Genomic DNA, 22,568 nt, shown 5'->3' with positions numbered 1-22,568 from the left:
AGGCATCGCGATGGCACTCATGGACCGGCTTCCCAAGCACCTGTTCACTACGCGGGGCTGGGGCCTTTTGGCCGCGGGCGCGATTTCCCTGGGCTCCGCCTATGTCATGGGCCGGCGTGATTTGCTCTCCCTGGCTGTCCTGCTGCTCCTGCTCCCCTTGGTTGCCCTTGCCGGTGTCCGGGTGCTTAAACCCAAGTTCCAGGTGTACCGGGAGTTCAATCCCTCCACTGTGGAAACCTCCAGCACCACCACTGTCCGCCTTGCGGTTGCGCGGACGAACTATTCCACCGGGCACGTCATCATGGAGGAGCAGTTACCGCCCCGTTTTGGCGAGCCTCCCGCTTTCCGTTTCCCGGCCCGCTCCGCTTCGGGCGGTACCAGCCGCTACGAATACCATCTTCGCTCGGGTAAACGCGGACAGTTCCGGATCGGTCCGGTGACCGCCGAGTTCAGCGATCCGTTCGGCCTTTCCTTAAGGCGCCATGCCATCGACGACGGCGACCTCCTCACCGTGACGCCGGCCGCCGTCGAACTTCCGGTCACCGGCCTGGCCGGTGCCCGCGGCAACGACGGCGTGACGGCGACGCGCATCCGCGCCAACCCCAGCGATGACGACATCATGACCCGTGAATACCGTCACGGGGACCCCATGCGCCGGGTGCACTGGGCGGCCACGGCACGTCACGGACAGCTCATGGTCCGCCAGGAGGAGTCCGTGACCACTCCCGAGGCCACCCTCATCCTGGATCAGCGCTTTTCAGCGTTCGCCACTGGCGCGGGGTCTGTCTTCGGTGCCCATGATGAAGACTCGGACCTGGTGACGAGCCCTGATTTTGAATGGATCGTGACGGCGGCAATGTCCGTGGCTGCGCATCTGTCGGAGAGGAACTATTCCTTGCGGGTCCTTGATGCCTTCGGCGCTCCGGCTTTCCTTCGTTCCCGCTCAGCGCCGGATCCGGACGCTGAGGAGTTCTCCGGTGCAGGTGGCCTGCAGGCCATTGCGGAGGGCTTGGCGGCCATTGAGCTCAGCGGTCCCAGGCACGCCCGCGCGGAGCATCACCGGGCTGACCACTCCGGTTCCGATCACCGCAGGGCCGGTCACCTCGAAGCCCGGACGGGCCAGGCGTTCACCGAGGCTCCGGACTCGGTCTTCGATGACCGACTCATGGACAAGCTGGCGGCACACCGTTTGCGTGGACCGCTCCTGGCCTTGCTGGGCACCCTGTCGCCCGCAGAGGCCAGGGCGCTGGCTCCCGCAGCAGCGTACGGAGCCAACGCCTTCGCCCTGGTCATCGGCGACCCGTCGCGAAGCAATGAGGACACCCTGGAGATCCTGCGGCGCGCCGGCTGGAGGGTCGCCCCCGTGACAGCCAAGTCCCAGTTGGCCTCCGCCTGGTCCGCGTTCGATGAAGGCGGGATCGTCGCGGCCGCCGGTGCTGCCATGGACGTCCGGCGTGGAGCGGCGGTGCCGCGATGACAACAACATCCCACCGCGGCAGCCCGCCGTCCAGTCCTGCCGGCGGAATGCCTGGCCGTGACCGAGCTGCCGCACCCCGGCCGCGCCGCGCCGGCCCCGGTGCCTACCCCTGGATCATGGCCGGTTCCATCGCCATGGCAGTCCTGGGTGCCTCTCTGTCGCTCAATGGCGTCTTCAGGGGCTGGGCCTGGTTCATGCCGTTGATCACCACGGTGGTGGTGGTCTCCGTGACCCTGGCGGCCCTCCGGTCCCTCCGCGCGCAGCCGTTGCTGGCCACTCTCGGGTCCTTTGTATCGTTGGCGGCCATTCTCAGCTTCACGTTCTGCCGCCAGGAGAGCCTGGCCGGTTTCATCCCCACGCCGGCAACTTTCACCGCCGTCGGGCGCCATATCAAGCGGGCCGCGGAGACCGTAGTCTCCGAGAGTGCGCCGGTCGCGCCAAACGCCGGGATCGTTTTCGTCATGTGCGCCTGCCTTGGACTGCTGGTCATCCTCATCGACGCGTTGGCGGTGCCTCTTTCGATGCCAGCCGCCAGCGGCATCGGGATCCTGGCCATCATGGTGGTTCCGGCAACCATCAAACCCCAAAGCGTGGGGATTGCCGGGTTCCTCGGCGCAGCGGTGGGCTATCTGCTGATTCTCGGATGCAGCCACTGGTTCGCCCCTGATGCCCGCCTGCAGTCGGGAACGGGCCGGGGCCCCGGACAATTCAGGCGCTCGTTGGTCACCGGTGGGCTGGCGCTTGCCCTGACGATGGTGGTGCCCCTTGCCATCCCCGGATTCGAAACGGGCACCTTCCCCCAGGGTTCGCGGCTGAGTCCCTGGGGCACCGCCAACGGGCTCAACCCGATGATCACCTTGGGCAACAGCCTTCGAAGCCCGACAGGATCCGGCCGGATCACCTACGCAACAAGCGCCACGACGCCTCTGTATCTGAGGTCCGTCACGATCGACAACTTCGACGGCGAAACCTGGGCACCCAATGACCGTATGGCCGAGCGCCGTCCCGGGGCGGACAGGATTGAGACCGGTTACGCGGTCCAGGGCCAGGTGGTCAACGCCGTGACGTCGGTCAATGCCGGCCTGTTCACCAGTCCCTACCTCCCCGCCCCCTTCGCCCCGGCCTCGGTTAACGGCCTCAACGGACGGTGGACCTGGGATCCGAACACGCTGAGCATCATGAGCACCGAGACCACAACGCGCGCCCAACGCTACGTGGTCTTCTCCGCCGCGCCGAAGGTCACCGCGGCAGCCCTGTCCCAAGCCACGTCGCCGCCGCGGTCCATCTCCGAGGACTTCCTCAGGATCCCCGCCAACCTGCCCGACATCGTGCGGCAAACAGCGGATTCGGTCACGACGCCGGCAGGAAACAACAATTACGCCAAAGCGCTGGCCATACAGAAGTACCTGCGGTCGGGCGCGTTCACCTATTCCTTGCAGGCCCCAGTACAAAATGGCTACGACGGAAACGGCCTCTCTGTCCTGGCCGATTTCCTGGCGGTCAAGAGCGGCTATTGCGTCCACTTCTCCTCAGCCATGGCGGTCATGGCACGGGCAGAAGGCATTCCAAGCCGCATCGCAGTTGGCTACGCGCCCGGACGCTTGACCGGTGAATCTGTTGCTTTGGTGGGGCAGGGCTCGTTCCCCGAGTACGAGGTTGACGCCCGGGACGCACACGCCTGGCCGGAACTCTATTTCGAAGGCCTCGGCTGGGTCCCGTTTGAACCTACCCCGTCCCGTGGCGTTGTCCCTGAATACGCCGCGGAAAGCTCCGTCCCCGGCAACCTCAGCACCAATACCGACGAGAAGGAACCCCTGACCACCCCCGCCCCGGTGGCTACGGCCCCGCTCCCCGTCCCCGAGGCTGGGGCGCCGGCAGCCGGCCCGCGCAACGTCAACCCACTCCCTGTGATCGGTGCCGTCACGGCCGGTGTGGTGCTCCTGCTCGGCTTCCTGGGCTCCCCCAGGCTCAGCAGGACCGTTCTCAGGCGTCGGCGGCTGAACAGCAAACCCCGGGATTACACAGGTGAACTGCCGCCAGGGTACAAGGACCCCGGACCGGACTTGGCGTGGGCCGAGCTGCAGGACCTTGCCACCGACTACGGCATATCCTCGACGCCCAGCGAGACACCACGGCACTTCTCCGCGAGGCTCCGTTCCAGTGCGGCCCTGGGAGAGTCGGGAGGACTCGACGACGCCGCGCACACGGCAGTCGCGTCCCTTACCGCGGACTTCGAACGGCTGCGCTATGGCCGGCTAACGGTGGCGGCCCCGCCTGCGTCGCCCCGCATCGCCGTCGTACGTGAGTCGTTACGGAACAATGCCCGCTGGTTGGTGCGCTTCCGCGCGGACTGGCTGCCGCCGTCGATGATGCGCCGCTGGCGGCGGTCGCTTGGCGCGCCGTTCCGGGCATTGCGCAGCTTGGGCAAAGCCGTGTGGTGGGTGGCCGTCCGCGGATGGCGCTCTGTACGTGGGGTCCTTCCCCAGCGTCGCTGAGGCCGTGGTACCCGCGACGCCCATCAGCGCCAACGGCAAAGGGCACGGCCTGGAACTTGTGGTTCCGGGCCGTGCCCTTTGGTGTCAACCGTTCTTGTTGCGAGAGCGGCGGACGGGATCCTGCGCAGCCTAGTCGGCGTACGGGTCCGCGATACCTACGTACTGGGTGTAGAGGTACTCTTCGATGCCTTCGGAGCCGCCTTCGCGGCCGAGGCCCGACTGCTTGACGCCACCGAACGGGGCAGCAGCGTTGGAGATGACACCCGCGTTCAGGCCCAGCATGCCGGTCTCCAGCTTCTCGCTGATGCGAAGGCCGCGGTTCAGGTCCTTGGTGAACACGTAGGCCACCAGGCCGTACTCGGTGTTGTTGGCCAGACGGACGGCGTCCTCTTCGGAAGAGAAGGTGATGATCGGGGCTACCGGTCCAAAGATCTCTTCCTTGAGGATGCGGGCGTCCTCGGCAACGTTCTTCAGCACGGTGGGCTTGTAGAAGTAACCGGGACCGTCGACGGCGGCACCACCGGTGACTGCCTCGGCGCCACCTTCGACGGCCTCGCTGACCAGGGCGTGAACGCCGTCGCGCGCCTTGCCGTCGATCAACGGGCCGACCTTGGACTCGGGCTCGGTGCCGCGGGCGGTGGTGAGCGAACCGATCTTGGCGGCAAACTTCTCGGCGAAAGCGTCTGCAATGGACTCGTGCACAATGAAGCGGTTGGCAGCCGTGCAGGCCTCGCCCATGTTGCGCATCTTGGCTGCGAGGGCGCCCTCAACGGCCTTGTCCAGGTCGGCGTCTTCGAAAACAACGAACGGTGCGTTGCCGCCCAGTTCCATGGATGTACGCAGGACCTTGTCCGCAGCTTCACGGATGAGGGCCTGGCCCACCGGGGTGGAGCCGGTGAAGGAGATCTTGCGGAGGCGGTCGTCCTTGATCAACGGGCCCGTAACAGCGCCGGCCGTCGAGGTCTGGATAACGTTCAGGACACCGGCGGGAAGACCGGCTTCCTGCATGACCTGTGCGAAGAGCAGGCTGGTCAGCGGGGTGAGGTTGGCAGGCTTGAGGACCATGGTGCAACCGGCGGCGACAGCCGGAGCAACCTTGCGGGTTGCCATGGCCAGCGGGAAGTTCCAGGGGGTGATCAGCAGGCAAGGGCCAACCGGCTTCTTCTGAACGAGCAGGCGGTTCTTGCCGTCAGGGGCTGCGGAGTAGCGGCCGGACACGCGCACAGCTTCTTCGGAGAACCAGCGAAGGAACTCAGCACCGTAGGTCACTTCGCCGCGGGCTTCGGCCAGCGGCTTGCCCATCTCCAGGGTCATGAGAAGCGCGAAGTCCTCGGCACGTTCAGTGACGAGCTCGAAGGCGCGGCGCAGGATTTCACCGCGTTCGCGCGGGGCCGTACGGGCCCAGTCGGCCTGTGCAGCAGCGGCGGCGTCGAGGGCGGCGGCACCGTCCTCCGCACCGGCGTCGGAGATGCTGAGCAGGACCTTGCCCGTGGCGGGGTCCTCAACATCAAAGGTTTTACCCGAACCAGCCGGGCGCCACTGACCGTTGATCAGCAGGCCGGTGGGAACGGAAGCCAGCAGTTCGCTTTCGCGTTCAACCGTGACAGTCATGGCGACTCCTTCGTCTTGGGTGCTTTGGAGATATGCACCACGGGGGTTCCTTGCCGGAAGTGGCTTGAATTACTGCCACGGTACTGCCCCGCCGGAAGGAGTGTCTACGCCTTCACGCACTGCCATACGGATGCCATTTTGTGCAGCTGCACAGCTTTGTCAGCGGGCTGCGAGCACCGCTGAGTACAGCTCCCGCTTGCTCACCCGCGCGTCCTCGGCCACGGCTGCCACAGCTTCCTTCAGGCGGATGCCCTGCGCCACCAGTTCATTCACGGCCCCAACGTGGTCCTCGGGTTTGCCGGGCTCCTGTTCAGGCGCACCAGCCACCACCACGGCGATCTCACCACGGACCTCATTGTTTTCTGCCCACTCCAGAAGCTCACGCAGCGTGCCGCGGATGACTTCCTCGTAGGTCTTGGTGAGCTCCCGGCATACGGCCACGCGGCGGTCGGGGCCGAAGCGCTCGTGCAGTGCACGCAGCATGACTTCAAGCCTGTGTGGAGCTTCGAAGAAGACCATGGTGCGGCGTTCATCTGCCAGAGCGGCCAGGCGGGAATTCCGGTCTCCGGACTTCCGCGGCAGGAAGCCTTCAAAGCAGAAACGGTCGGTCGGCAGGCCCGAGAGGGCAAGCGCGGTCAGGACAGCGGACGGCCCGGGGACCGCGGTGACGGTCAAACCGGCTTCCACAGCCCCCTCCACCAGACGAAAACCCGGGTCCGAGACGGCCGGCATGCCGGCGTCGCTGACCATGAGAATGGTCTTTCCGGCGCGCACGTGCTCCAGCAGCTCAGCGGTCTTGGTGGCTTCATTGTGTTCGTGGTAGCTGATGACCCGACCGGAAACCTCCACCCCAAGGGCCTGAACCAGGCGGTGCAGGCGGCGGGTATCCTCCGCCGCGATGATGTCCGAGGTTCCCAGCAGCTCGATCAGCCTGGTGGACGCGTCACCGACGTTGCCTATGGGCGTCGCAGCCAGCACGATCCGGCCAACTCCCGGGGTTGTTCCGCCGGGAACCGCATGCTCCCCCGGCTCAAGGGATTCATCGTCCAACGGGGTTTCAACGGGGGTGCTTCGCTCTTCGTCCACCTGCCAAGCCTACTGCCCACGCCGGGCGGAACGGCAGTTCAGCTTGGCGCCAAGAATCGACAGGTAGCATGGGCGGGTGAACCAGTCACCCGTTTCTGAAACCGCTTCCGGTGGCTCTGCATCGTCGGACCTGCCAGACGATGCGAGCCAACGCCCATCGAGGAACACCGACTTAAAGCCGGTAAGGAAACTGATTGCTTGGCAGCCTCCCGGAATACTACACCACAGCCCGAGGAAGTCCGCAGCTGGTCGCGGACTCGAAGGGCACGGTTGGATTGAACGGCCTTCTGAGGCATTCAGCGTCGAAGCGTTGAAGCAGCGCCTCCTCGGCGGTATCCAGAGCTGGCGCGATTACCCGGCATCGTTGAGGCTGTGGTTCTGGCTGATTCCCACGATCAGCGCGGTCCTTGCTGGCATCCTCCGGTTTTTCCGGCTTGACGTCCCGCACAGCCTGGTTTTCGACGAAACGTACTACGTCAAGGATGCATACTCCTATCTGGTAAGCGGCTATGAGCGTAGCTGGCCGGCCAATGCCAACGACTCCTTCAACGCCGGCAACCCCGACATCCTGCTGAACACCCCCGAGTACGTTGTCCACCCCCCGGTCGGGAAGTGGATGATCGCCTTCGGTATGTGGCTTTTCGGCGCCGACAACCCTTTCGGCTGGCGGTTTGGAGCAGCCCTCACCGGCACGCTCACGGTCTTCCTGGTTTCGCTCATTGCACTGAAGCTGTTCCGCTCCCACACTCTTGGGGCCGTTGCGGGTCTGCTGCTCGCCGTTGACGGGCACCATCTGGTCCTTTCACGCACCTCGCTGCTTGATATCTTCCTCGCATTCTGGCTCTTCGCCGCTTTTGGCGCCCTTCTGATGGACCGCGACGACGGCCGCCGTCGCCTGGCTTCCCGGCTCGCCGCGCAAGCGGCTGCTTCGCCCGGCGGCCGCCCGCTGGGAAGCCAACTGGTGGCCGGTCCCTGGTTGGGAATGCGGTGGTGGCGCCTTGTGGCCGGTATCTGCCTCGGGCTCGCCGTGGGCACTAAATGGTCGGCGTTGTTCTTCGTCGCGGCATTTGGCATCATGACCGTTCTGTGGGATCTGAACGCCCGCAGGATCGCAGGCATCAAGAACTGGTTCAGTGCCGGTGTCATCAAAGACGGCATCCCGGCTTTCTTCACTCTTATTCCGGTCGCTGTGGTCACCTATACCGCAACCTGGACAGGCTGGTTCCTTTCGAAGGACGCCTATTACCGTCAGTGGGCCGTCACCAACCCGGCGCCCGGATGGGACTGGTTGCCCGATTCAGTGCGATCCCTGGCCCACTATCACCTGGAGGCGTACAAGTTCCACCAGGGGCTCAGCGCGGAGCATCCCTACCAATCCAGTCCATGGACCTGGCTGGTCATGGGCCGCCCCACGTCGTTCTATTACCAGTCGCCCAAGCAAGGAACCGCGGGCTGCCTCGTGGAGACATGTTCCTCGGCGATCCTCCCGGTGGGAAATCCCGTGGTCTGGTGGGGCGGAACCATCGCCCTGGTCATTCTGCTGTTCTGGTGGGCGGGACGCCGCGATTGGCGCGCGGGAGCAATCCTCGCAGGGGTCGCCGCCGGATATCTGCCGTGGTTCATGTACCCCGAACGCACCATGTTCATCTTCTATGCGGTCTCGTTCGAACCGTTCCTGGTGCTTGCCCTGACCTACGTTCTGGGCTTGGTGCTCGGACGCAGCACCGATCCGCCGTGGCGCAGACGCTCCGGACTGTATGTGGTGGCCGGTGTCGTGGTCCTGGCTGTCCTCGCTACGGCGTTCTTCTACCCCGTGCTGACAGCGGAGGTCATCAGCTACCAGGAATGGCGTATGAGAATGTGGATGCCATCGTGGATCTAGGAGGAAAGCAGTGAGGGAAGCAAGCACGGAGCTCCTGGTCGAGGCCGACGAGGACAGCAATGTGACGGATCTCCTTCTGGAGCGGTGCGCCAAGGATCCGTTCGGCATCCTGTACGCACACAACACAGCCAATGGCTGGCTCAACGTTTCAGCTGCACGGTTCCTTGCCGACGTCACCGCGTTGGCCAAGGGCCTCATCGCCGGTGGACTCAACCCGGGTGACCCTGTGGCGGTCTTGTCCCATTCGAGCTTCGAATGGACACTGGTCGACTTCGCAATATGGATGGCCGGCGGCGTTACGGTGCCGATCTACGAGACCTCGTCCGCAAGCCAGATCGAGTGGATCCTCGCCGACTCCGGGGCCCGCCGGGTCTTCGTGGAGGACGCCGCAAAAGCCCAACTGGTTCATTCCGTAGTGGATAAGTCCAGGCTCCTCGGCGACGATCCGATTGCCATCATCCGGATGGAGCACGACGGCGACGCTCCCAACCTCACCAGCGCGTCCGCCGTCGGGATCGGTGTCATGGATGCAGAACTGGAGCGTCAGCGCAGCGCAGCAAAGCTGGCCGATGTCGCCTCCATCGTCTACACCTCCGGAACCACTGGCAAGCCCAAGGGTTGCGAAATCACGCACGGAAATTTTGTGCTGGTGGCCCGCAACGTTATTCCGTTCCTGCCGGAGCTTTTGATGCAGCCGGGAGCCAGGACGTTGATGTTCCTGCCGCTGGCCCACGTCCTGGCCCGGGCAGTCCAGGTGGTTTGCCTCACTGCCGGCATCACCCTGGGCCACAGCGCCGGAGCCAACGGGCTGATGGCAGACCTCGGATCCTTCAAGCCAACGTTCCTGCTGGCCGTCCCGAGGATTTTCGAAAAGGTTTATGCAGGCGCCAGCCATAGGGCCGCGATGTCCGGTAAAGGTGCCCTTTTCGCGGCGGCCTCCGCAACCGCCGTCGAATATTCGACGGCGGTCGACCTCGCCTCGCGCGGGAAGGGCCAGGGCCCGGGTTGGTTGCTGAGGACCAAGCGCAGCGCCTTCAACAAGCTCCTCTATCCCAAGGTAAGGGAGATTTTCGGCGGCAACGTAGGCTACACCGTCTCGGGCGCCAGCCCACTGAGCCTGCGGGACAACCACTTCTTCCACGGCGCCGGTGTCCCCATTTTGGAGGGCTATGGCCTCACTGAAACCACTGCGCCCTGTACCGTCAACACGCCCAGCATGTCGCGCATCGGCACCGTGGGTATCCCCTTGCCGGGTACCACCATTCGCGTTGCCGAGGATGGTGAGGTGCTGGTCAAAGGCATCGGCGTGTTCAAGGGTTACCACGGCAATGACGAAGCCACTGAGGCCGCCTTCATGGACGGCTTTTTCCGTACCGGAGATCTGGGTGAGCTCGACTCTGACGGCTTCCTGACCATCACCGGCCGCAAGAAGGATCTCCTCGTGACGGCCGGCGGCAAGAACGTGGCCCCCGCTCCTTTGGAAGAGAAGCTGCGCGAACACCCGCTGGTGGGCCAGGCAGTGGCGGTGGGAGACGGACGCCCCTTCGTGGCCGCCTTGATCAGCCTGGACCCCGAAGGCCTCGCGGATTGGTGCACCGAGAACAAATACAGTGCCCTCAGCCTTGAAGAAGCAGCCCACGACGAGCGTGTGAGGGCGGCCGTGCAGTCTGCTGTGGACGAAGCGAACAAGCTCGTATCGGAGGCTGAGTCCATCAAAAAGTTCGCCTTCATCACGGCTGAGCTAAGCGTCGAGTCCGGACACCTCACACCGTCCCTGAAGCTCAAGCGCGCGGCAGTGGTGGCGGACTTCGGACCGAGCGTGGAGAAGCTCTACGCGAAGTAGGAGCGCATGTCAGATCGATCAGTAATGCCGGCCCCGCTGCTTTACTACTCCCGGGTGCGGGCAACACTGTTGCCCCGCTACATCGGGCTGGCGATCATGGCCTTCGGCGTGCTCTTCATAGCTCTCGCATTGGCTCAGCGCCGGATCGACTTCCTGTTGGTCCCCTTGGTGATGCTGCCGACCGGGGCATTTGTCGGCTTCATGACGGTCGCGGTGAGAGCCGATCAACAAAATGTGGTCATAGACTATTGCGGCATTTTCAAACGCAAACTGCCCCGGGACCAAATCGCCATGGTCACCACCGACAACGCCGCCGGCATCAACGGCTACGGGCTTCGGTACATGGGACCCGGCATGGTGGGATACCTGGTCGGCGGCCCCGAGATCGGCATCACGATGAAAAACGGCAAGACCGTCATCGCCAGCACAGACCGCCCCGAACTACTCATCAGCATCCTTAGGGCCCGGACTGCCCGTGAAACTGGCTGAGGCTCATCGGCTGCCCTGGATCTGGCTAAGGATGGAGGGATCCTTGATCTTGTGGTCATTACTGAGCATGAAGGCTTTGGACAAAATCGTAGCCAGCCGTCCCGCCTTTTCCTCGAAGGGAAGGAAGATGCGTCCTGCTCGTGAACCGGGCGCTTGAACAATGCAAAGGTAGGAGTCGTCCGGTTCCATCAGGATGTTTCCTGACCCGAGGTGGATCTTATAGCTACGAAGCGTGCCTCGGACGAGGAGATGGCGATCAGTCAACTCACAATTCTCTGCAAGGATTGTGCGGGGAAGGATGTTGGCAAGGTATTCGCGTCGCGTCTGGGCGGATTCCGTGAGAGGCGCTGTATGTGAAGCGCTCCAGTAAATCTGGACAGAGCTGTTGGGGTGGTCCGCCCATTCCAGGTCCGGCCCGATTGCGGCCACTGCGGTAACCAAATCAACACCACGCATTGCTTCGCTGAAAACGGCCCGTGGCACCTCACCGAGTTCAACTGGCTCCCAGGTATCCCGGGCTACGTTCCGTTCGAACCATACCCTGTTGGTTGTGCACAGAGATGCCAGGTCGTCCTGGACTTCGAGGAGTTCGATGCTGAAACCCGCCCTGAGCCGCTCGTCAAGGAACTCTACGTAGAGTTGGCTGTCTTGGCCGCCGTCCCAAGAGCCCAACTGCGTGCCGTGCCAACCACGGTCTTTCAGGAGCGCCTGCGCCCTGGGATAGTCAAGGATATGAGCCGCGAACCGGTTGGAATACAGCTTGGTCTCCCGCTCGGCGTCCGTGAGCAGATACAGCTCGCGGTACACCTGCCTGAAGGGTTGCCTGAGCTGGTGCTCCATCTGGTGCAGGCGCCAAGCCCGCACTTCCTCCGCACCGCGCTCCCAAGGCTTCCACAACACGACGACGGCGTCGCTGGTGATTTCACGGACTTCACCGTCCATTCCCGCCAGTTCCCAGCCCGCATCCCCCTCAATACGCCTAGGGTAACCGGAAAATCCTCCTTCGTTGGATGCCAGGGTCCACAGCAGCTGCCGCGCGATGGTTCCGACCACTGGGTGTTCCAAGTACCGGGTCCGGAAGTCGGCCCCGGTCCACGCCCTGTCTGAAGCCATTAGGCCCTCCAGCCGCCGACGCTGGCTGCCGAGGCTCCTTTTTGCTTCGCTCACGGCTAGTTTTACTTCAGCAAGCACCGGCGTGTTATTGAACTCAGACGGCATTGACACGCGTCTGGCGTCCACATCGACCCAAACCAGCTCCACAGCCGCGGCACCGGTTGAGTTCGTCAGGGCAACCCTTGCCGTGTAGCTGCCCGCGGCAAATTCCTTGATGCCCTGGGCATCGAACCCGAGATCCGGAACAGCCGTTTCCAGGAGTTCGGAGGGGGCGATGCCCCGTTCAGAGGAGAGCTGGTCGATGACGCTGACAAGGCGCTTATGCAGATTCTTGTTCTTAACAACATCGCGGATCCTTGCCAGGGCACCAACCACTTCAGTGGTGGCGTCCGGGTGGCTCCTGGCGATCTCCAACAGCGCCTCAACACCCGCGTTGGCTCCTGTTGTTGAACGGCAGACTCCGTTCTTGCCATTGTGTCCGGCTCCGAGGTAGGCGCTGGCATCACGGATGAGGCTTATCTGTTCCGGGGCATCCGGTTGGAAAGCCAGCAGCCACAAAGAAGCGCGAACCACCGATCCCGAGTATGGGGTGAGACAGGAGAACTCACCGAAGTCCGATGTCGGGTTTCGCTCCGCTGTAATGCCAAGCAGTCGCTGAGCGGCCAACAGCGCCACAGGCTGCTCGGCCACGTACTTCGCTGCCGCGCGCTTCCACTTGGCAGTGGGCTTGGGACCGGTCAGTTCGCTCATGAAAAGTAGCAGGCGTGCGGACTGGTACTCGGGCAAAACGGCTTGGAGCGTCTCGCCGACCCGCGGCCCAAAGTCGTCGTGATCGGTTACGTACTGCAGCGGTATGCGGCCGGTCCCGGGGTCGTCATCGAGCAGCAATTCATTGAACTTCCGCACTTCGGGGTGCAGGCCCGGCCCATCCCGGAAATCCATGAGAAGGATGGCTTCCACTCGGCGGGTCGCAGCGGGAATGCTCCTGCGTTCAGAGGAATCAAGTGCCATCACCGGCTCGTGAAATGCCTGCCGCCACGACGGAAAAATGTATTGCGAGTAGGGCACGTGGGAGAGCATCCAGTCGAGTTCTTCGAAATCCCACTCCAACGGAGCCAGCGCCGACAACGCGTAAAGCCCCTGCTCTACCAGTGGCGGCATTCGAACCCGTCCACCGGGGTTATCGGGCTGCTCATGGCGCCACTCGACGATTCCATACTTGCGCTCGTGTATGTATTTGAAGGTCAGGGCGAACGCTCCCTTCCGCCCCTCGGGGTCGAGTTCCTCGAGATGACGGGCAAACTGCTGACGGTAACCGTTAAGGGCTTCCCCGCCAGCAGCCCATTCGGAATGCGCAGGCTCGAAAAATTCCAACAGCCGGTGCCGTTGCTCATCGGCAAGCCGGGCCAGCTTCTGCGGGAACGCCTTGGGTGGTGCTGTTTCAGTCATTCCGCTCATCCCCCGACCAGTGGTACAAGCTTGATGAAAGTTGCTTCCGTAGCTTTGCTGACGTCTATCTGGTCCGTAAGGCTGCAAAGCTGTCGATCGTCCACCAGCACGAAGAAGGCGTTCCGTTCGAAGCCCTTTACCGCGGCACCGGCCTGCTTCTCCCAGCTTTCGGGGCCAGGTCCTTTGACAGTCCTTTGGGTCCCTTGGGCATTGAACTCGCGTTCGGTGGCGGACACGGCCACCACAGTGGTGCGGCTACCGGCAAGGGCATTGTGGCGGGCGACCTCCTCGCGCACACGCCAGCGGATCAATTCCTCTACCGTGATGACATCAGGCAACCCGGACAGTTCTTGCGCGGCTGACACCCCGGTTCCAGGCAGTTGTTCATCGCATACCCTCAACACGGCCATATGGTCCTCCCCTATCGACTGGACGTTTCCCGCAGCATATACGGCGAGGCCGACATTCAGGGTCGCAAGTCGAACTGGCAATAAAAAACGGACACGGAGCCGAAATGCTTCCGGCTTCGTGTCCGTTCCCGGACAGGCGTAGGGTCAGCCGCGATCCCCCGCAACAGCGGGGTCGGAAGCCCCGTCGCTTGCCTCGTCCTGATCCTCGGCGTCGCGTTCTGCCTCGCGGGGCACCAGGCCACGTCGCCGCTTGGTCGGCCATGTGAAGATGAAGGTCAGTGTCGCCGCGATGAACACCAAGGCACCGATGACGATGCCCGCATCAACCCAGAACTGTCCCGGGAAGAGCCTGATGAGGGTGTCCTCCAAGGAGAAAGTCCATGTGCCGTTGGCGAAGAAGATCCGGTGGAATTCGGTGAAGAACTGCTGCCAGCTCAGAACCGCCAGGACGGCGAGGCCGATGATGATGACCAGGGTGACGATGGAGCCGGCGAACAGCCCGCGACGGATTCCGCCGTTGCTCCGTTTCCGCAAGTAGATGATGGCAATGATGCTGAGGATGATGAGCAGGAGCCCGGCGCCGAAGGAGGACAGAATCACCGTTTTGACGTCCGCCATATGCGCCACTTCGCTGTCCTTGAAGAGCTTGGCGCCGTCCTGGTTGACCAGGCCACCGAGGTACCGGGGACCGGCCCAGTTGCTGAGGTAGTCCACGGCGTACGAGCCGTAGGTCATGCGGTCATCAGTGTTGAAGCCGTAGCCATCGCCGGGGAAACCCGGACGGTTGTACTCCACCCACAGGAACAGGGGGCTGGTCACTGCCCTCACGGCCAGCACCAGCAGGATGACGGGGTAGAAAACCGCCAACAGTACCTGGAAGACGCGGGGACCAACCGGCTTCACCTTGGCGGCTTGCTCGCGTTCAGCATTGCGCCGAGCCACTTCGTCTTCCGGCGGACGGACCTGAAGGGCCGACGTCGGCAACGGTTCAGAATAGTGCGAGGGCTGCTTGCCCGAGGATGCATCCGCGAGCGTGTCAGCGAACAGCGGCGGCTCGGCAGGGGCGTCGGCTGCTTCTGCTGCCTTGCGGTCAGCGCGGCTCTCCGGCTGCCCGGCGCCGGCTGCGGCGGTAGACGTCGTCGCAGCGGCCGCCGGGGAGGCACCACTGGACGTCTTTGGCTTCATCCAGTCGAAGGCCGGCTCATCGGGGTCCTCGTGGACGTCCGTGTCCGGTTCTTGTGGTTTTGGGCTCTTGTCGCTCACAGGGTTCACTTCCGTAGGCATCCACCGGCGAATGCGTGCTGCCGGCTCTCTTGTCTGCATTCGAGCCTACCGCCCGGGTTTGCGCCGACACGAGGAACCAAGCCGCCTAACGCCAGATTGAAACGCAACTGTAAGGTCTATGCGGCGATGCTTCGGTAGCCGCCGTCGTTGGCGTCCAGGTCACCGGTCTCCCCCGCCCGTACAGCCCGGGCGCCAAGAAGCAACGTATAGGTCCAGTATCCGGCCAGGACCATGGAACCGATAGTGATTTTGGCCCAGACAGGCAACTGGCTGGGCGTCACGAAACCTTCCACAATGCCGGAAACCAAGAGAACCAGGACCAAACCCAGGGCAATCGTGATCAAAGACCGTCCCTCATCGGCCACAGCCTGCATCCGCGTCCTGGGGCCGGGGCGGACCATGGCCCAGAATATTCTGAGCCCGGCTGCGCATGCGATGAACACAGCCGTAAGTTCCATGAGCCCGTGAGGGAGGATGTAGCTGAAGAACACGTCCGTTTTCCCGGATGCAATGAAAACTCCACCGGCGATACCCACGGCCTGTGCATTCATGAAAAGAATGTAGGGCACCCAGAAGCCGGTGATCCCGAAGGCTACGGCCTGGGCTGAAATCCACGCGTTGTTGGTCCACACGGCCCCCGCGAAGGATGCCGCCGGGTTCTCGGAGTAGTAGTCGATGAAGTCTTCCTCGACGTACCTGCGCACTCTCTCATCGCTGCCAAAAGCCGCCCTCAGGGCATCCGGCGAAGTGCCGATCCAGAAAGCGTAGGCTGCTCCAACAACTATGAAAGCCAGTCCGCACCACAGGGTTAGCCAGCGGATGCGGTAGAAAGCGGCCGGGAGGGAGATGACGAAGAAGCGGGCCAGGTCCTCCATGAAATTCGAGCGCGCACCCGTGAACCTGGTGCGGGCTTGGGCAAGGGCTGCTGACAACGACGACGACAAACCGGTTTCGGGAGCCACCGAACGGATCAGGGACAGGTGCCCGGAAACCGTTTGGTACAAGCGCAGGAGCTCATCCGCTTCCCCTCCCGTCAGCCGGCGCTTATGCGCCAGGAAGTGAAGCCGCGACCATTTGTCCCCATGTACGGCCGAGAAGGCATCGATGTCCACGGCACCACCCTAGCGCCTGGAGCCAGGGTCCATGCCTCAGAGCAGCGTCATTTCGCCCGGCACGCCGCTAGACTCGTTGTGCAGGCGCCACTGGGCGCTGCAAGTTCGGGAAGCGTGGGGGCTGGCTTGAGTTCGATCATCACAGGCGAGGCAGTGGTCCTGGAACTGCGTTCAGCATCTTTTGCAGCCCGCGGACTGGGTCTTCTCCTCGATGTCATCTCCCAGGTCCTCCTCGCGATACTGCTGATCATCCTCGTCCTGTCGGCGTCCTCTGACCTTGACGATTCCGCTATCCAGGCGCTGGTCTTGTGCAGCATCGTCTTCTCGGCAGTGGTGGTGCCGGTCACTGTGGAAACCCTCACCCGTGGACGCTCCTTGGGAAAGCTCGCCACGGGGCTGCGGATCGTGCGCGACGACGGCGGATCCATCCGCTTCCGGCACGCCCTGATCCGTGGGCTGCTTGGTTTCCTGGAGATCTACATGACCTTCGGTGGCCTGGCCATTGGGGTGGCATTGTTCAACGAGAAGTCCAAGCGGCTGGGCGACATCGTTGCCGGGACGTATTCACTCCGCCTGCGCGTACCCTCGAAGCCCCGGATCATGCCCGTCGCAGCGCCATACCTGCAAGGATGGGTTGCCATGGCCGACATCGGCCGGGTACCTGACTCCACCGCCCGCCGAGCCGGAACGTTCGTCCAGCAGGCGTACCTCATGGCACCGGCATCACGACTGTCCATGGCAACATCCCTGGCAACGGAACTGGCACGCTACGTTGCACCGCCTCCGCCACAGGGCACCATCCCCGAGGACTACATTGGTGCAGTCCTCGGAGAGCGGCGAAACCGGGAACTTGCGCGCCTCCGTCAGGCCGAGCAGAGGAACGCTGTGGTGGGCGCACGGTTGCGCAAGCTCCCGTTCACCTACGAACCCTAATTCGGCGCAGAGTCAGGGTTCGGCCCAGAGTCACTGTCCGGCACAGAATCGCCCCAGTGATCCGGCCTGTGGAGCCGGGGAGGCAGAAGCGTCCGTGAGTTGCCTTCAGCTGCGTTGATCTGCGGCTGCGTCAGGTAGAGCGCTGCGGAAAGGTCAGCGCCCGACAACTCCGCTCCGCGAAGATCCGCCCCCAGCAAGTCCGCTGCCGACAGGTCACTGCCGGTCAGCTTGGCCCCTATCAGGTAGGAACCGCGCAGGTCCACACCGCAAAGGCTGAGGTTCGCCAGCCGGGCGCCCATCAGGTCGGCACCTGGCTGCAGGCCGCCGTCGGGCACGTGCCGTTCGTCCGCTCCGTAGGAAGCGCGCAGCTCCTCGCTGACCTCCATGAGGAGGTTCCGCACCTGCCCATGGAGGGTTTCGACGTCGGCCTCCAGGACCGTGGTGGCGTCACCACGGGCGGTGTCCGCCACGTGCTGGGCAAGGCTGGCTGCCGCCGTGGCGAGATCGGGATCGAAGGTCCGCTGCCGGGCTTCGTCCAGGTACCAGAGCATTTCGTGGAGCTGCTTGACGATTTTGAACACGGCAAACATTCCGGGCGCGGAAGCGGGGCGTTCCCGCCAACTGGTCCCGCCGAAGGTGTGCTGGGAAACCAGCTGCCCGGCGCCGAAACAATCAAAAACCGTGCAGCCCGTGAACCCACGGGGCCGCAGCCGCTGATGGATGGTGCAGGAGAAGTCCACACCCAGGCTTGGGCACGGCGAAGCGGCAGGCTTGTCGATGGCGAAATCCGCAGAGCGGGTGAATCCCAGCGCAGTGCAGCACAGCGCGAAGCAGTTGCCGCAGTCGGGGCGAAGGTTTGGTTCAGTGGTCATGTGGTGCTCCAGGTGATGAAGTGGGTCCGATGGAAGGAGCTGGGGAACCCGTCAGCGGGTTCCCCTAAGGGACGCCTGTCATCACGATGGAGGGCAGCACAAAACCGGAGGCCAACAGCTGGTCGGCACGGAAAATCCGGGTCAAAGAGAAGTCCGGGTCAAAGAGCGCAAGAAATAATCACTGCGCCGATCCTAACAGCTGGATTACCGCTGGGCGTAGCTGGCCCAGGGAATGTTCCAGTCGCCGAAACCTTCCAGGGGTTCAACAGCCGGTGCTCCGGTGTTCAGGATTTGCACAACGTCGCCAGTCTTCATGTTGTTGAAGAACCACGCCGCGTCATCCGGCAGCAAACCTACGCAGCCGTGTGAGACGTTCACCCGGCCGATTGCTCCCCACGCTGCCTCCAGCGCCTGGTGGACGTAGACTCCGGACCACGTCAGGCGGTTGGCATAGTCCACCACCATCGGCGGGTAGTAGCCCTTGTCTCCGGGCTTGAGGCCGATGCTGCCGGCGTTGAAGTTGGATTTGCGTTCCTGCTCGAGGATGACCGCGTAGCCGGTGGGCGACAACCAGTCCTCACCGCCGAGGGACACGGGTGCCGTGTGGACCAGTTGACCGTCGGAGTAAACGTTCATGGTCTTGGTGGTGTCGTCCACCACTGCTATCCGCTGCGGCCCGGTGGTGAAAGTGGACACGACGTCCCCGTTGCCGATCATGTTGTTGCCGAAATCGACACCCAGCAGCTTCATATCCACGGTCACCGTGGTACCGGAGGCCCAGAATGCCTCCGGGCGGATGCGCACCTTCTTGTCCGAGTACCAATGCCACGCCACGGGTTGGCCGGAGGAGACAGTGATGGCCACACGCTTCTCCATGGCAGCTTTGTCCACAATGGGCTCACTGAAGTTGATTTCGATGGGCTGGCCGGACCCCGCCGTGGTGCCATTCCGGGGGTAGATGGACGCGTCTGCCTCATACGCGGCCGACACCGTGGTGAAGGTCTGTGACTTGGTGGTTTCCTTCCCGGCGGTGTCCACCACCGTGTAGGAATAGTTGTACTTGGTCTTGAACTTCAGCACTTCCTGGGTGGTCCAGGTGGTGCCATCCGGGCTGATCTTGCCAACCACCGGCGCACCGCCGTCAACAGGAGTCAACACGACATTTTTGACCTTGCCGTTGACTGCCTTGAGCTGGGGGCCCACCACCGGGTTCCACTCCACCGCGCCGTCCAGCGGGGTGATCCCTACCTCGACGGGTTTGGCCTCCACGGTCGGGGTGGGAGACGGGGCGGTGGCGGTGTCCTGCGAGGATCCGGGCAGCAGTCCAGGCACGGTGGCCACGCCAATTCCGCCCACGGCAATGGCCGCGCAGATCCCAATGATGGCAAGGACCTTGCCTGTTTTCCGTTTGGCGACTTCCGTCATGTTTCCCGTCATCCTGTCCCCCGGCAAGCCATACTGAATACCCAATTCTAGTCGAAAGGCCGGTCACGCTGATCGCGTGACCGGCCTTTCTCCATCGATTGTGGATTACCGGAGCCCTTAGTAGCGGTAGTGCTCCGGCTTGTAGGGGCCGGCTACATCGAGGTCCAGGTACTCGGCCTGTTCTTTGCTCAGTTCGGTCAATTCAACACCGAGGGCGTCCAGGTGAAGGCGTGCAACCTTCTCATCCAGGATCTTGGGCAGAACGTAAACCTGCTTCCCGTACTCCCGCTCTCCGGCAGGCTGGTCCTTCTTGGTCCAGAGCTCGATCTGCGCGATCGTCTGGTTCGCGAACGAGTTGCTCATGACGAAAGACGGGTGGCCCGTGGCGTTGCCAAGGTTCAGCAGGCGGCCCTCGGAGAGGACGATGATGGAGCGCTCGTTGTCCGTCCCGGAGTCAAAGACCCACTCGTGGACCTGCGGCTTGATCTCAACCTTCTTGACTCCTTCGACCTTGGCCAGGCCGGCGATGTCGATCTCGTTGTCGAAGTGGCCGATGTTGCCCACGATCGCCTTGTTCTTCATGCCGAGCATGTGTTCGGCCAGGATGACGTCCTTGTTGCCCGTGGTGGTGATGAAGATGTCACCTTGTGCCAGCACGGTCTCCAGCTTGGCAACCTGGTAGCCGTCCATGGCGGCCTGGAGAGCACAGATGGGGTCGATCTCGGTAACGATGACGCGCGAACCCTGGCCACGCAGCGCTTCCGCCGCACCCTTGCCGACGTCGCCATAGCCACAGACGACGGCGACCTTGCCGCCCATGAGGACATCGGTGGCCCTGTTGATGCCATCCGGAAGGGAGTGGCGGATGCCGTACTTGTTGTCGAACTTGCTCTTGGTGACGGAGTCGTTGACGTTGATCGCCGGGAAGAGGAGCTTGCCCTGCTCAGCCAACTGGTACAGGCGGTGGACACCGGTGGTGGTTTCTTCGGTGACGCCCTGGATGCGGCCCGCGATGCGGGTCCACTTCTGCGGGTCCGCCGTCAAGGTGCGGCGCAGGAGGTCGAGGATGATCGCATATTCCTCGGGGTCCTCTTCCGTTGCCGCCGGGACAGCGCCCGCCGCCTCGAACTCCACGCCCTTGTGCAGCAGCAGCGTGGCGTCGCCGCCGTCGTCGAGAATCATGTTGGGGCCCAACTCCGGGTCGGTGTCGGCGCCCGGCCAGGTGAGAATCTGCTCGGCAGTCCACCAGTATTCTTCCAGGGTTTCACCCTTCCAGGCGAAGACCGGAACACCCTGGGGGTCCTCCGGCGTTCCCTTACCAACCACGATCGCGGCGGCGGCTTCGTCCTGGGTGGAGAAGATGTTGCACGAAGCCCAACGGACTTCGGCGCCAAGTGCGGTGAGGGTCTCGATGAGCACGGCGGTCTGGACCGTCATGTGCAGCGAACCGGCGATCCGCGCGCCCTTGAGCGGCTGGGAAGCACCGAACTCGGCGCGAAGCGACATCAGGCCGGGCATCTCGTGCTCGGCAAGCCGGATCTGGTGGCGGCCTGCCTCGGCGAGCGAGATATCAGCCACTTTGTAGTCGAAAGTCATGGAAGTCCTTAGGTGCCGTGCGGGTGTGAAAACGTGGGTTCTGAAGCGATGCCCGGTAAGAAAACGGGCTGCTAGGCCTTGGACTCGTGCTGGCCCGGGCCGGCCGCGCCGGAAGCAGCCAGAAGTTCCGGAGGCAGCAAAAGCGGAATCCCGTCCTCGATCGAGTAGCGGAGCTTGACCCCGTCCGCGGCTTCAGCTGTCGAAACCAGCTCCTCGCCCTCCTGGACCAGCGGTGAACCCGTCACGGGGCAACGCAGGATGGACAACAGTTCAGGACTGACCTTTGGCATGAATGATGCTCCCTGGGTGGCGCCGGCCTGGCGCCGCTGGCGGATTTATCTGCAGCTTCCAGACTACCGCGCGGGACCGCAGGCTTTGGATCACGGCGACGGTTTGGGTCACGACGGCGGTACAGGCCGCCGTCGTCCGCTCCAAGGGCGGTGGAGCCTTAGGACGGCTCGCGGAGAATGCGGAGGTGGCCCCGCCGTGTGCCCTCGGCACTGGCCGGGGCTTCGATGTGGGGGTGGCTTTGGCGGGCAGGGGTCTCCGGGGCCGCGGATGCTGCCTCGCGGACAGCGTTCGCCAGCGCCAGGAGATCGTCCGGGCCAGGTTGCGGGGGCGTCGTGGGCATCGCCAAACGCAGCACTTCCCAGCCGCGTGGGACGGTGAGGCTGTCGGCGTGCTGTGTGCAGAGGTCGTACGCGTGCGGCTCCGCATACGTGGCAAGCGGCCCGAGGACAGCTGTTGAGTCCGCGTACACGTACGTCAAAGTGGCCACCGCGGACTGGCGGCAGGCTGATCTCGAACACTGACGAATAGCACCCACAACATCCCAGATTAGCGCCACTTGGTTCCTGTGGCGCGCATTGAGGCCCCGTGGCTGCCAATGATCGCGTGGTTTCGGCGACTTCGGCGCGGTGCGGACAATGATGTCGCGCTGGCCGTTACCCGGGACTAAAGTCGATATATGCAGTCACAGCCACATGTTCCCGGATTTACCGTCCGGTGGACTGACGCCGATGGCGATCAGACAGAGGGACACGCCGGACCGGGCGTGCGGGGATTCCGGCAGCGCCGGCGCAACCGCCATGGCAGGGGGCTGCGCGGTGAGCTGATGCTTCCCAACCTTCCAGGTTTCCGCACGCGTTCCGAGCGGTTCGACGACATGGTGCTCGACTCCGCCGAACGTCTCCAGGACATGTGGGGCAAACAGCTGGACGGTGTCCTTTTCGCCGTCGATGAGATCCCGCCAAATTTGGAACAACTGGTCGCCTCTGGCAACCCGGCTCCCATGGGTGCCTATACTCCCGGTGGTCGCGGCGAACCGCCCATGATCACGGTCTTCCGCCGGGTGGTGGAGCAAGGCACCACCACCCGTGACGAACTGCAGGACCTGGTCCACGACGTCGTGGTGGAATACACGGCGGAAATGCTGGGGGTACCGCCGGAGACGCTGGACCCCGTGTACCGTCGCCGCTACCAGTAACCGCC

The 22,568-nt window shown here is 63.6% G+C and carries 18 protein-coding genes; 7 read left to right on the top strand and 11 right to left on the bottom strand.

The genetic code is table 11. The features are described 5' to 3' along the window. Nucleotides 1–10: 10 nt before the first annotated feature. Together N5P29_RS06720 and N5P29_RS06715 are read left to right on the top strand one after the other, a co-directional pair. The gene (locus tag N5P29_RS06720) at nucleotides 11–1,477 is read left to right on the top strand and encodes a DUF58 domain-containing protein (RefSeq protein WP_262277848.1); all 1,467 of its coding nucleotides are present in this window, start codon (nucleotides 11–13) and stop codon (nucleotides 1,475–1,477) included. Continuing rightward, nucleotides 1,474–3,972 carry a transglutaminase TgpA family protein gene (locus tag N5P29_RS06715; RefSeq protein WP_262277847.1) on the top strand — a complete coding sequence of 833 codons (2,499 nt, stop codon included), beginning with the start codon at nucleotides 1,474–1,476 and terminating at the stop codon, nucleotides 3,970–3,972. The genes N5P29_RS06720 and N5P29_RS06715 overlap by 4 nt, the downstream gene beginning before the upstream one ends. A 129-nt stretch (nucleotides 3,973–4,101) precedes the next feature. Here the strand turns inward: N5P29_RS06715 and N5P29_RS06710 are convergent, their stop codons facing one another. Both N5P29_RS06710 and rsmI read right to left on the bottom strand, forming a co-directional pair. Further along, nucleotides 4,102–5,583, bottom strand: a complete 1,482-nt coding sequence (locus N5P29_RS06710; protein WP_262277846.1) for an NAD-dependent succinate-semialdehyde dehydrogenase — start codon at nucleotides 5,581–5,583, stop codon at nucleotides 4,102–4,104. A 159-nt stretch (nucleotides 5,584–5,742) separates the two neighbouring features. Continuing rightward, nucleotides 5,743–6,633 (bottom strand): 16S rRNA (cytidine(1402)-2'-O)-methyltransferase, encoded by an 891-nt coding sequence (rsmI, locus tag N5P29_RS06705; protein ID WP_410007915.1) that lies wholly within the window; start codon nucleotides 6,631–6,633, stop codon nucleotides 5,743–5,745. Between the two features lie 250 nt (nucleotides 6,634–6,883). Between rsmI and N5P29_RS06700 the strand changes: the two genes are divergently transcribed. From N5P29_RS06700 to N5P29_RS06690, 3 genes are read left to right on the top strand one after another with little or no spacing between them, the layout of a single operon-like run. Next, nucleotides 6,884–8,551: a dolichyl-phosphate-mannose--protein mannosyltransferase gene (locus tag N5P29_RS06700; protein WP_410007914.1), complete on the top strand. Its 1,668-nt coding sequence runs from the start codon at nucleotides 6,884–6,886 to the stop codon at nucleotides 8,549–8,551. A 10-nt stretch (nucleotides 8,552–8,561) separates the two neighbouring features. Beyond that, nucleotides 8,562–10,394, top strand: coding sequence for an AMP-dependent synthetase/ligase (locus tag N5P29_RS06695; protein ID WP_262277844.1), 1,833 nt, complete (start codon nucleotides 8,562–8,564; stop codon nucleotides 10,392–10,394). A 6-nt stretch (nucleotides 10,395–10,400) separates the two neighbouring features. Then, on the top strand, nucleotides 10,401–10,883 hold the full coding sequence (locus N5P29_RS06690; protein WP_262277843.1) for a hypothetical protein: 483 nt from the start codon (nucleotides 10,401–10,403) through the stop codon (nucleotides 10,881–10,883). A 3-nt stretch (nucleotides 10,884–10,886) separates the two neighbouring features. On the opposite strand, the gene N5P29_RS06685 is transcribed toward N5P29_RS06690, so the two are convergent. The 4 genes from N5P29_RS06685 to N5P29_RS06670 form a co-directional block, all read right to left on the bottom strand. Next, nucleotides 10,887–13,445 carry a DUF4132 domain-containing protein gene (locus tag N5P29_RS06685; RefSeq protein ID WP_262277842.1) on the bottom strand — a complete coding sequence of 853 codons (2,559 nt, stop codon included), beginning with the start codon at nucleotides 13,443–13,445 and terminating at the stop codon, nucleotides 10,887–10,889. A gap of 5 nt (nucleotides 13,446–13,450) precedes the next feature. Continuing rightward, nucleotides 13,451–13,810, bottom strand: coding sequence for a hypothetical protein (locus tag N5P29_RS06680; protein WP_262277841.1), 360 nt, complete (start codon nucleotides 13,808–13,810; stop codon nucleotides 13,451–13,453). Nucleotides 13,811–13,999: 189 nt separating this feature from the next. Beyond that, a complete protein-coding gene (locus N5P29_RS06675; protein WP_262277840.1) occupies nucleotides 14,000–15,118 on the bottom strand; it encodes a TIGR01906 family membrane protein in 1,119 nt (372 codons plus the stop codon). A 137-nt stretch (nucleotides 15,119–15,255) separates the two neighbouring features. After that, a complete protein-coding gene (locus tag N5P29_RS06670) occupies nucleotides 15,256–16,251 on the bottom strand; it encodes a stage II sporulation protein M (protein ID WP_262277839.1) in 996 nt (331 codons plus the stop codon). Nucleotides 16,252–16,377: 126 nt separating this feature from the next. Between N5P29_RS06670 and N5P29_RS06665 the strand changes: the two genes are divergently transcribed. Next, on the top strand, nucleotides 16,378–17,184 hold the full coding sequence (locus N5P29_RS06665; protein WP_262277838.1) for an RDD family protein: 807 nt from the start codon (nucleotides 16,378–16,380) through the stop codon (nucleotides 17,182–17,184). On the opposite strand, the gene N5P29_RS06660 is transcribed toward N5P29_RS06665, so the two are convergent. The 5 genes from N5P29_RS06660 to N5P29_RS06640 all read right to left on the bottom strand — a co-directional run bounded on the left by N5P29_RS06660 (nucleotide 17,181) and on the right by N5P29_RS06640 (nucleotide 21,903). Then, on the bottom strand, nucleotides 17,181–18,056 hold the full coding sequence (locus tag N5P29_RS06660; protein WP_262277837.1) for a pentapeptide repeat-containing protein: 876 nt from the start codon (nucleotides 18,054–18,056) through the stop codon (nucleotides 17,181–17,183). The genes N5P29_RS06665 and N5P29_RS06660 overlap by 4 nt on opposite strands. A 204-nt stretch (nucleotides 18,057–18,260) precedes the next feature. Beyond that, the gene (locus N5P29_RS06655) at nucleotides 18,261–19,493 is read right to left on the bottom strand and encodes a L,D-transpeptidase (protein ID WP_410007901.1); all 1,233 of its coding nucleotides are present in this window, start codon (nucleotides 19,491–19,493) and stop codon (nucleotides 18,261–18,263) included. Nucleotides 19,494–19,598: 105 nt separating this feature from the next. Next, the gene (gene ahcY / locus N5P29_RS06650) at nucleotides 19,599–21,077 is read right to left on the bottom strand and encodes an adenosylhomocysteinase (protein ID WP_262277835.1); all 1,479 of its coding nucleotides are present in this window, start codon (nucleotides 21,075–21,077) and stop codon (nucleotides 19,599–19,601) included. Nucleotides 21,078–21,148: 71 nt separating this feature from the next. Then, complete coding sequence (locus tag N5P29_RS06645; RefSeq protein WP_262277834.1) at nucleotides 21,149–21,367, bottom strand: Trm112 family protein; 219 nt, start codon at nucleotides 21,365–21,367, stop codon at nucleotides 21,149–21,151. A 158-nt stretch (nucleotides 21,368–21,525) separates the two neighbouring features. Then, on the bottom strand, nucleotides 21,526–21,903 hold the full coding sequence (locus N5P29_RS06640) for a DUF3499 domain-containing protein (protein WP_262278523.1): 378 nt from the start codon (nucleotides 21,901–21,903) through the stop codon (nucleotides 21,526–21,528). A 141-nt stretch (nucleotides 21,904–22,044) separates the two neighbouring features. Here N5P29_RS06640 and N5P29_RS06635 point away from each other — a divergent pair, with 141 nt between their 5' ends. Further along, nucleotides 22,045–22,563 (top strand): metallopeptidase family protein, encoded by a 519-nt coding sequence (locus tag N5P29_RS06635; RefSeq protein WP_262277833.1) that lies wholly within the window; start codon nucleotides 22,045–22,047, stop codon nucleotides 22,561–22,563. The last annotated feature ends 5 nt before the right edge of the window (nucleotides 22,564–22,568 follow it).

Origin of the sequence: Paenarthrobacter sp. JL.01a (assembly GCF_025452095.1) — a bacterium.
In the GTDB taxonomy this organism is placed as follows: domain Bacteria; phylum Actinomycetota; class Actinomycetes; order Actinomycetales; family Micrococcaceae; genus Arthrobacter.
This window is presented reverse-complemented; position numbering and strand designations above follow the sequence as displayed.

Excerpts from the sequence above, each read along its gene's own strand:
- N5P29_RS06720 (WP_262277848.1), top strand. The coding sequence starts at position 11 with ATGGCACTCATGGACCGGCTTCCCAAGCACCTGTTCACTACGCGGGGC.
- N5P29_RS06645 (WP_262277834.1), bottom strand. The coding sequence starts at position 21,367 with ATGCCAAAGGTCAGTCCTGAACTGTTGTCCATCCTGCGTTGCCCCGTG.
- N5P29_RS06715 (WP_262277847.1), top strand. The coding sequence starts at position 1,474 with ATGACAACAACATCCCACCGCGGCAGCCCGCCGTCCAGTCCTGCCGGC.
- ahcY (WP_262277835.1), bottom strand. The coding sequence starts at position 21,077 with ATGACTTTCGACTACAAAGTGGCTGATATCTCGCTCGCCGAGGCAGGC.
- N5P29_RS06655 (WP_410007901.1), bottom strand. The coding sequence starts at position 19,493 with ATGACGGGAAACATGACGGAAGTCGCCAAACGGAAAACAGGCAAGGTC.
- N5P29_RS06635 (WP_262277833.1), top strand. The coding sequence starts at position 22,045 with ATGCAGTCACAGCCACATGTTCCCGGATTTACCGTCCGGTGGACTGAC.
- N5P29_RS06710 (WP_262277846.1), bottom strand. The coding sequence starts at position 5,583 with ATGACTGTCACGGTTGAACGCGAAAGCGAACTGCTGGCTTCCGTTCCC.
- N5P29_RS06690 (WP_262277843.1), top strand. The coding sequence starts at position 10,401 with ATGTCAGATCGATCAGTAATGCCGGCCCCGCTGCTTTACTACTCCCGG.
- N5P29_RS06660 (WP_262277837.1), bottom strand. The coding sequence starts at position 18,056 with ATGACCACTGAACCAAACCTTCGCCCCGACTGCGGCAACTGCTTCGCG.
- N5P29_RS06685 (WP_262277842.1), bottom strand. The coding sequence starts at position 13,445 with ATGACTGAAACAGCACCACCCAAGGCGTTCCCGCAGAAGCTGGCCCGG.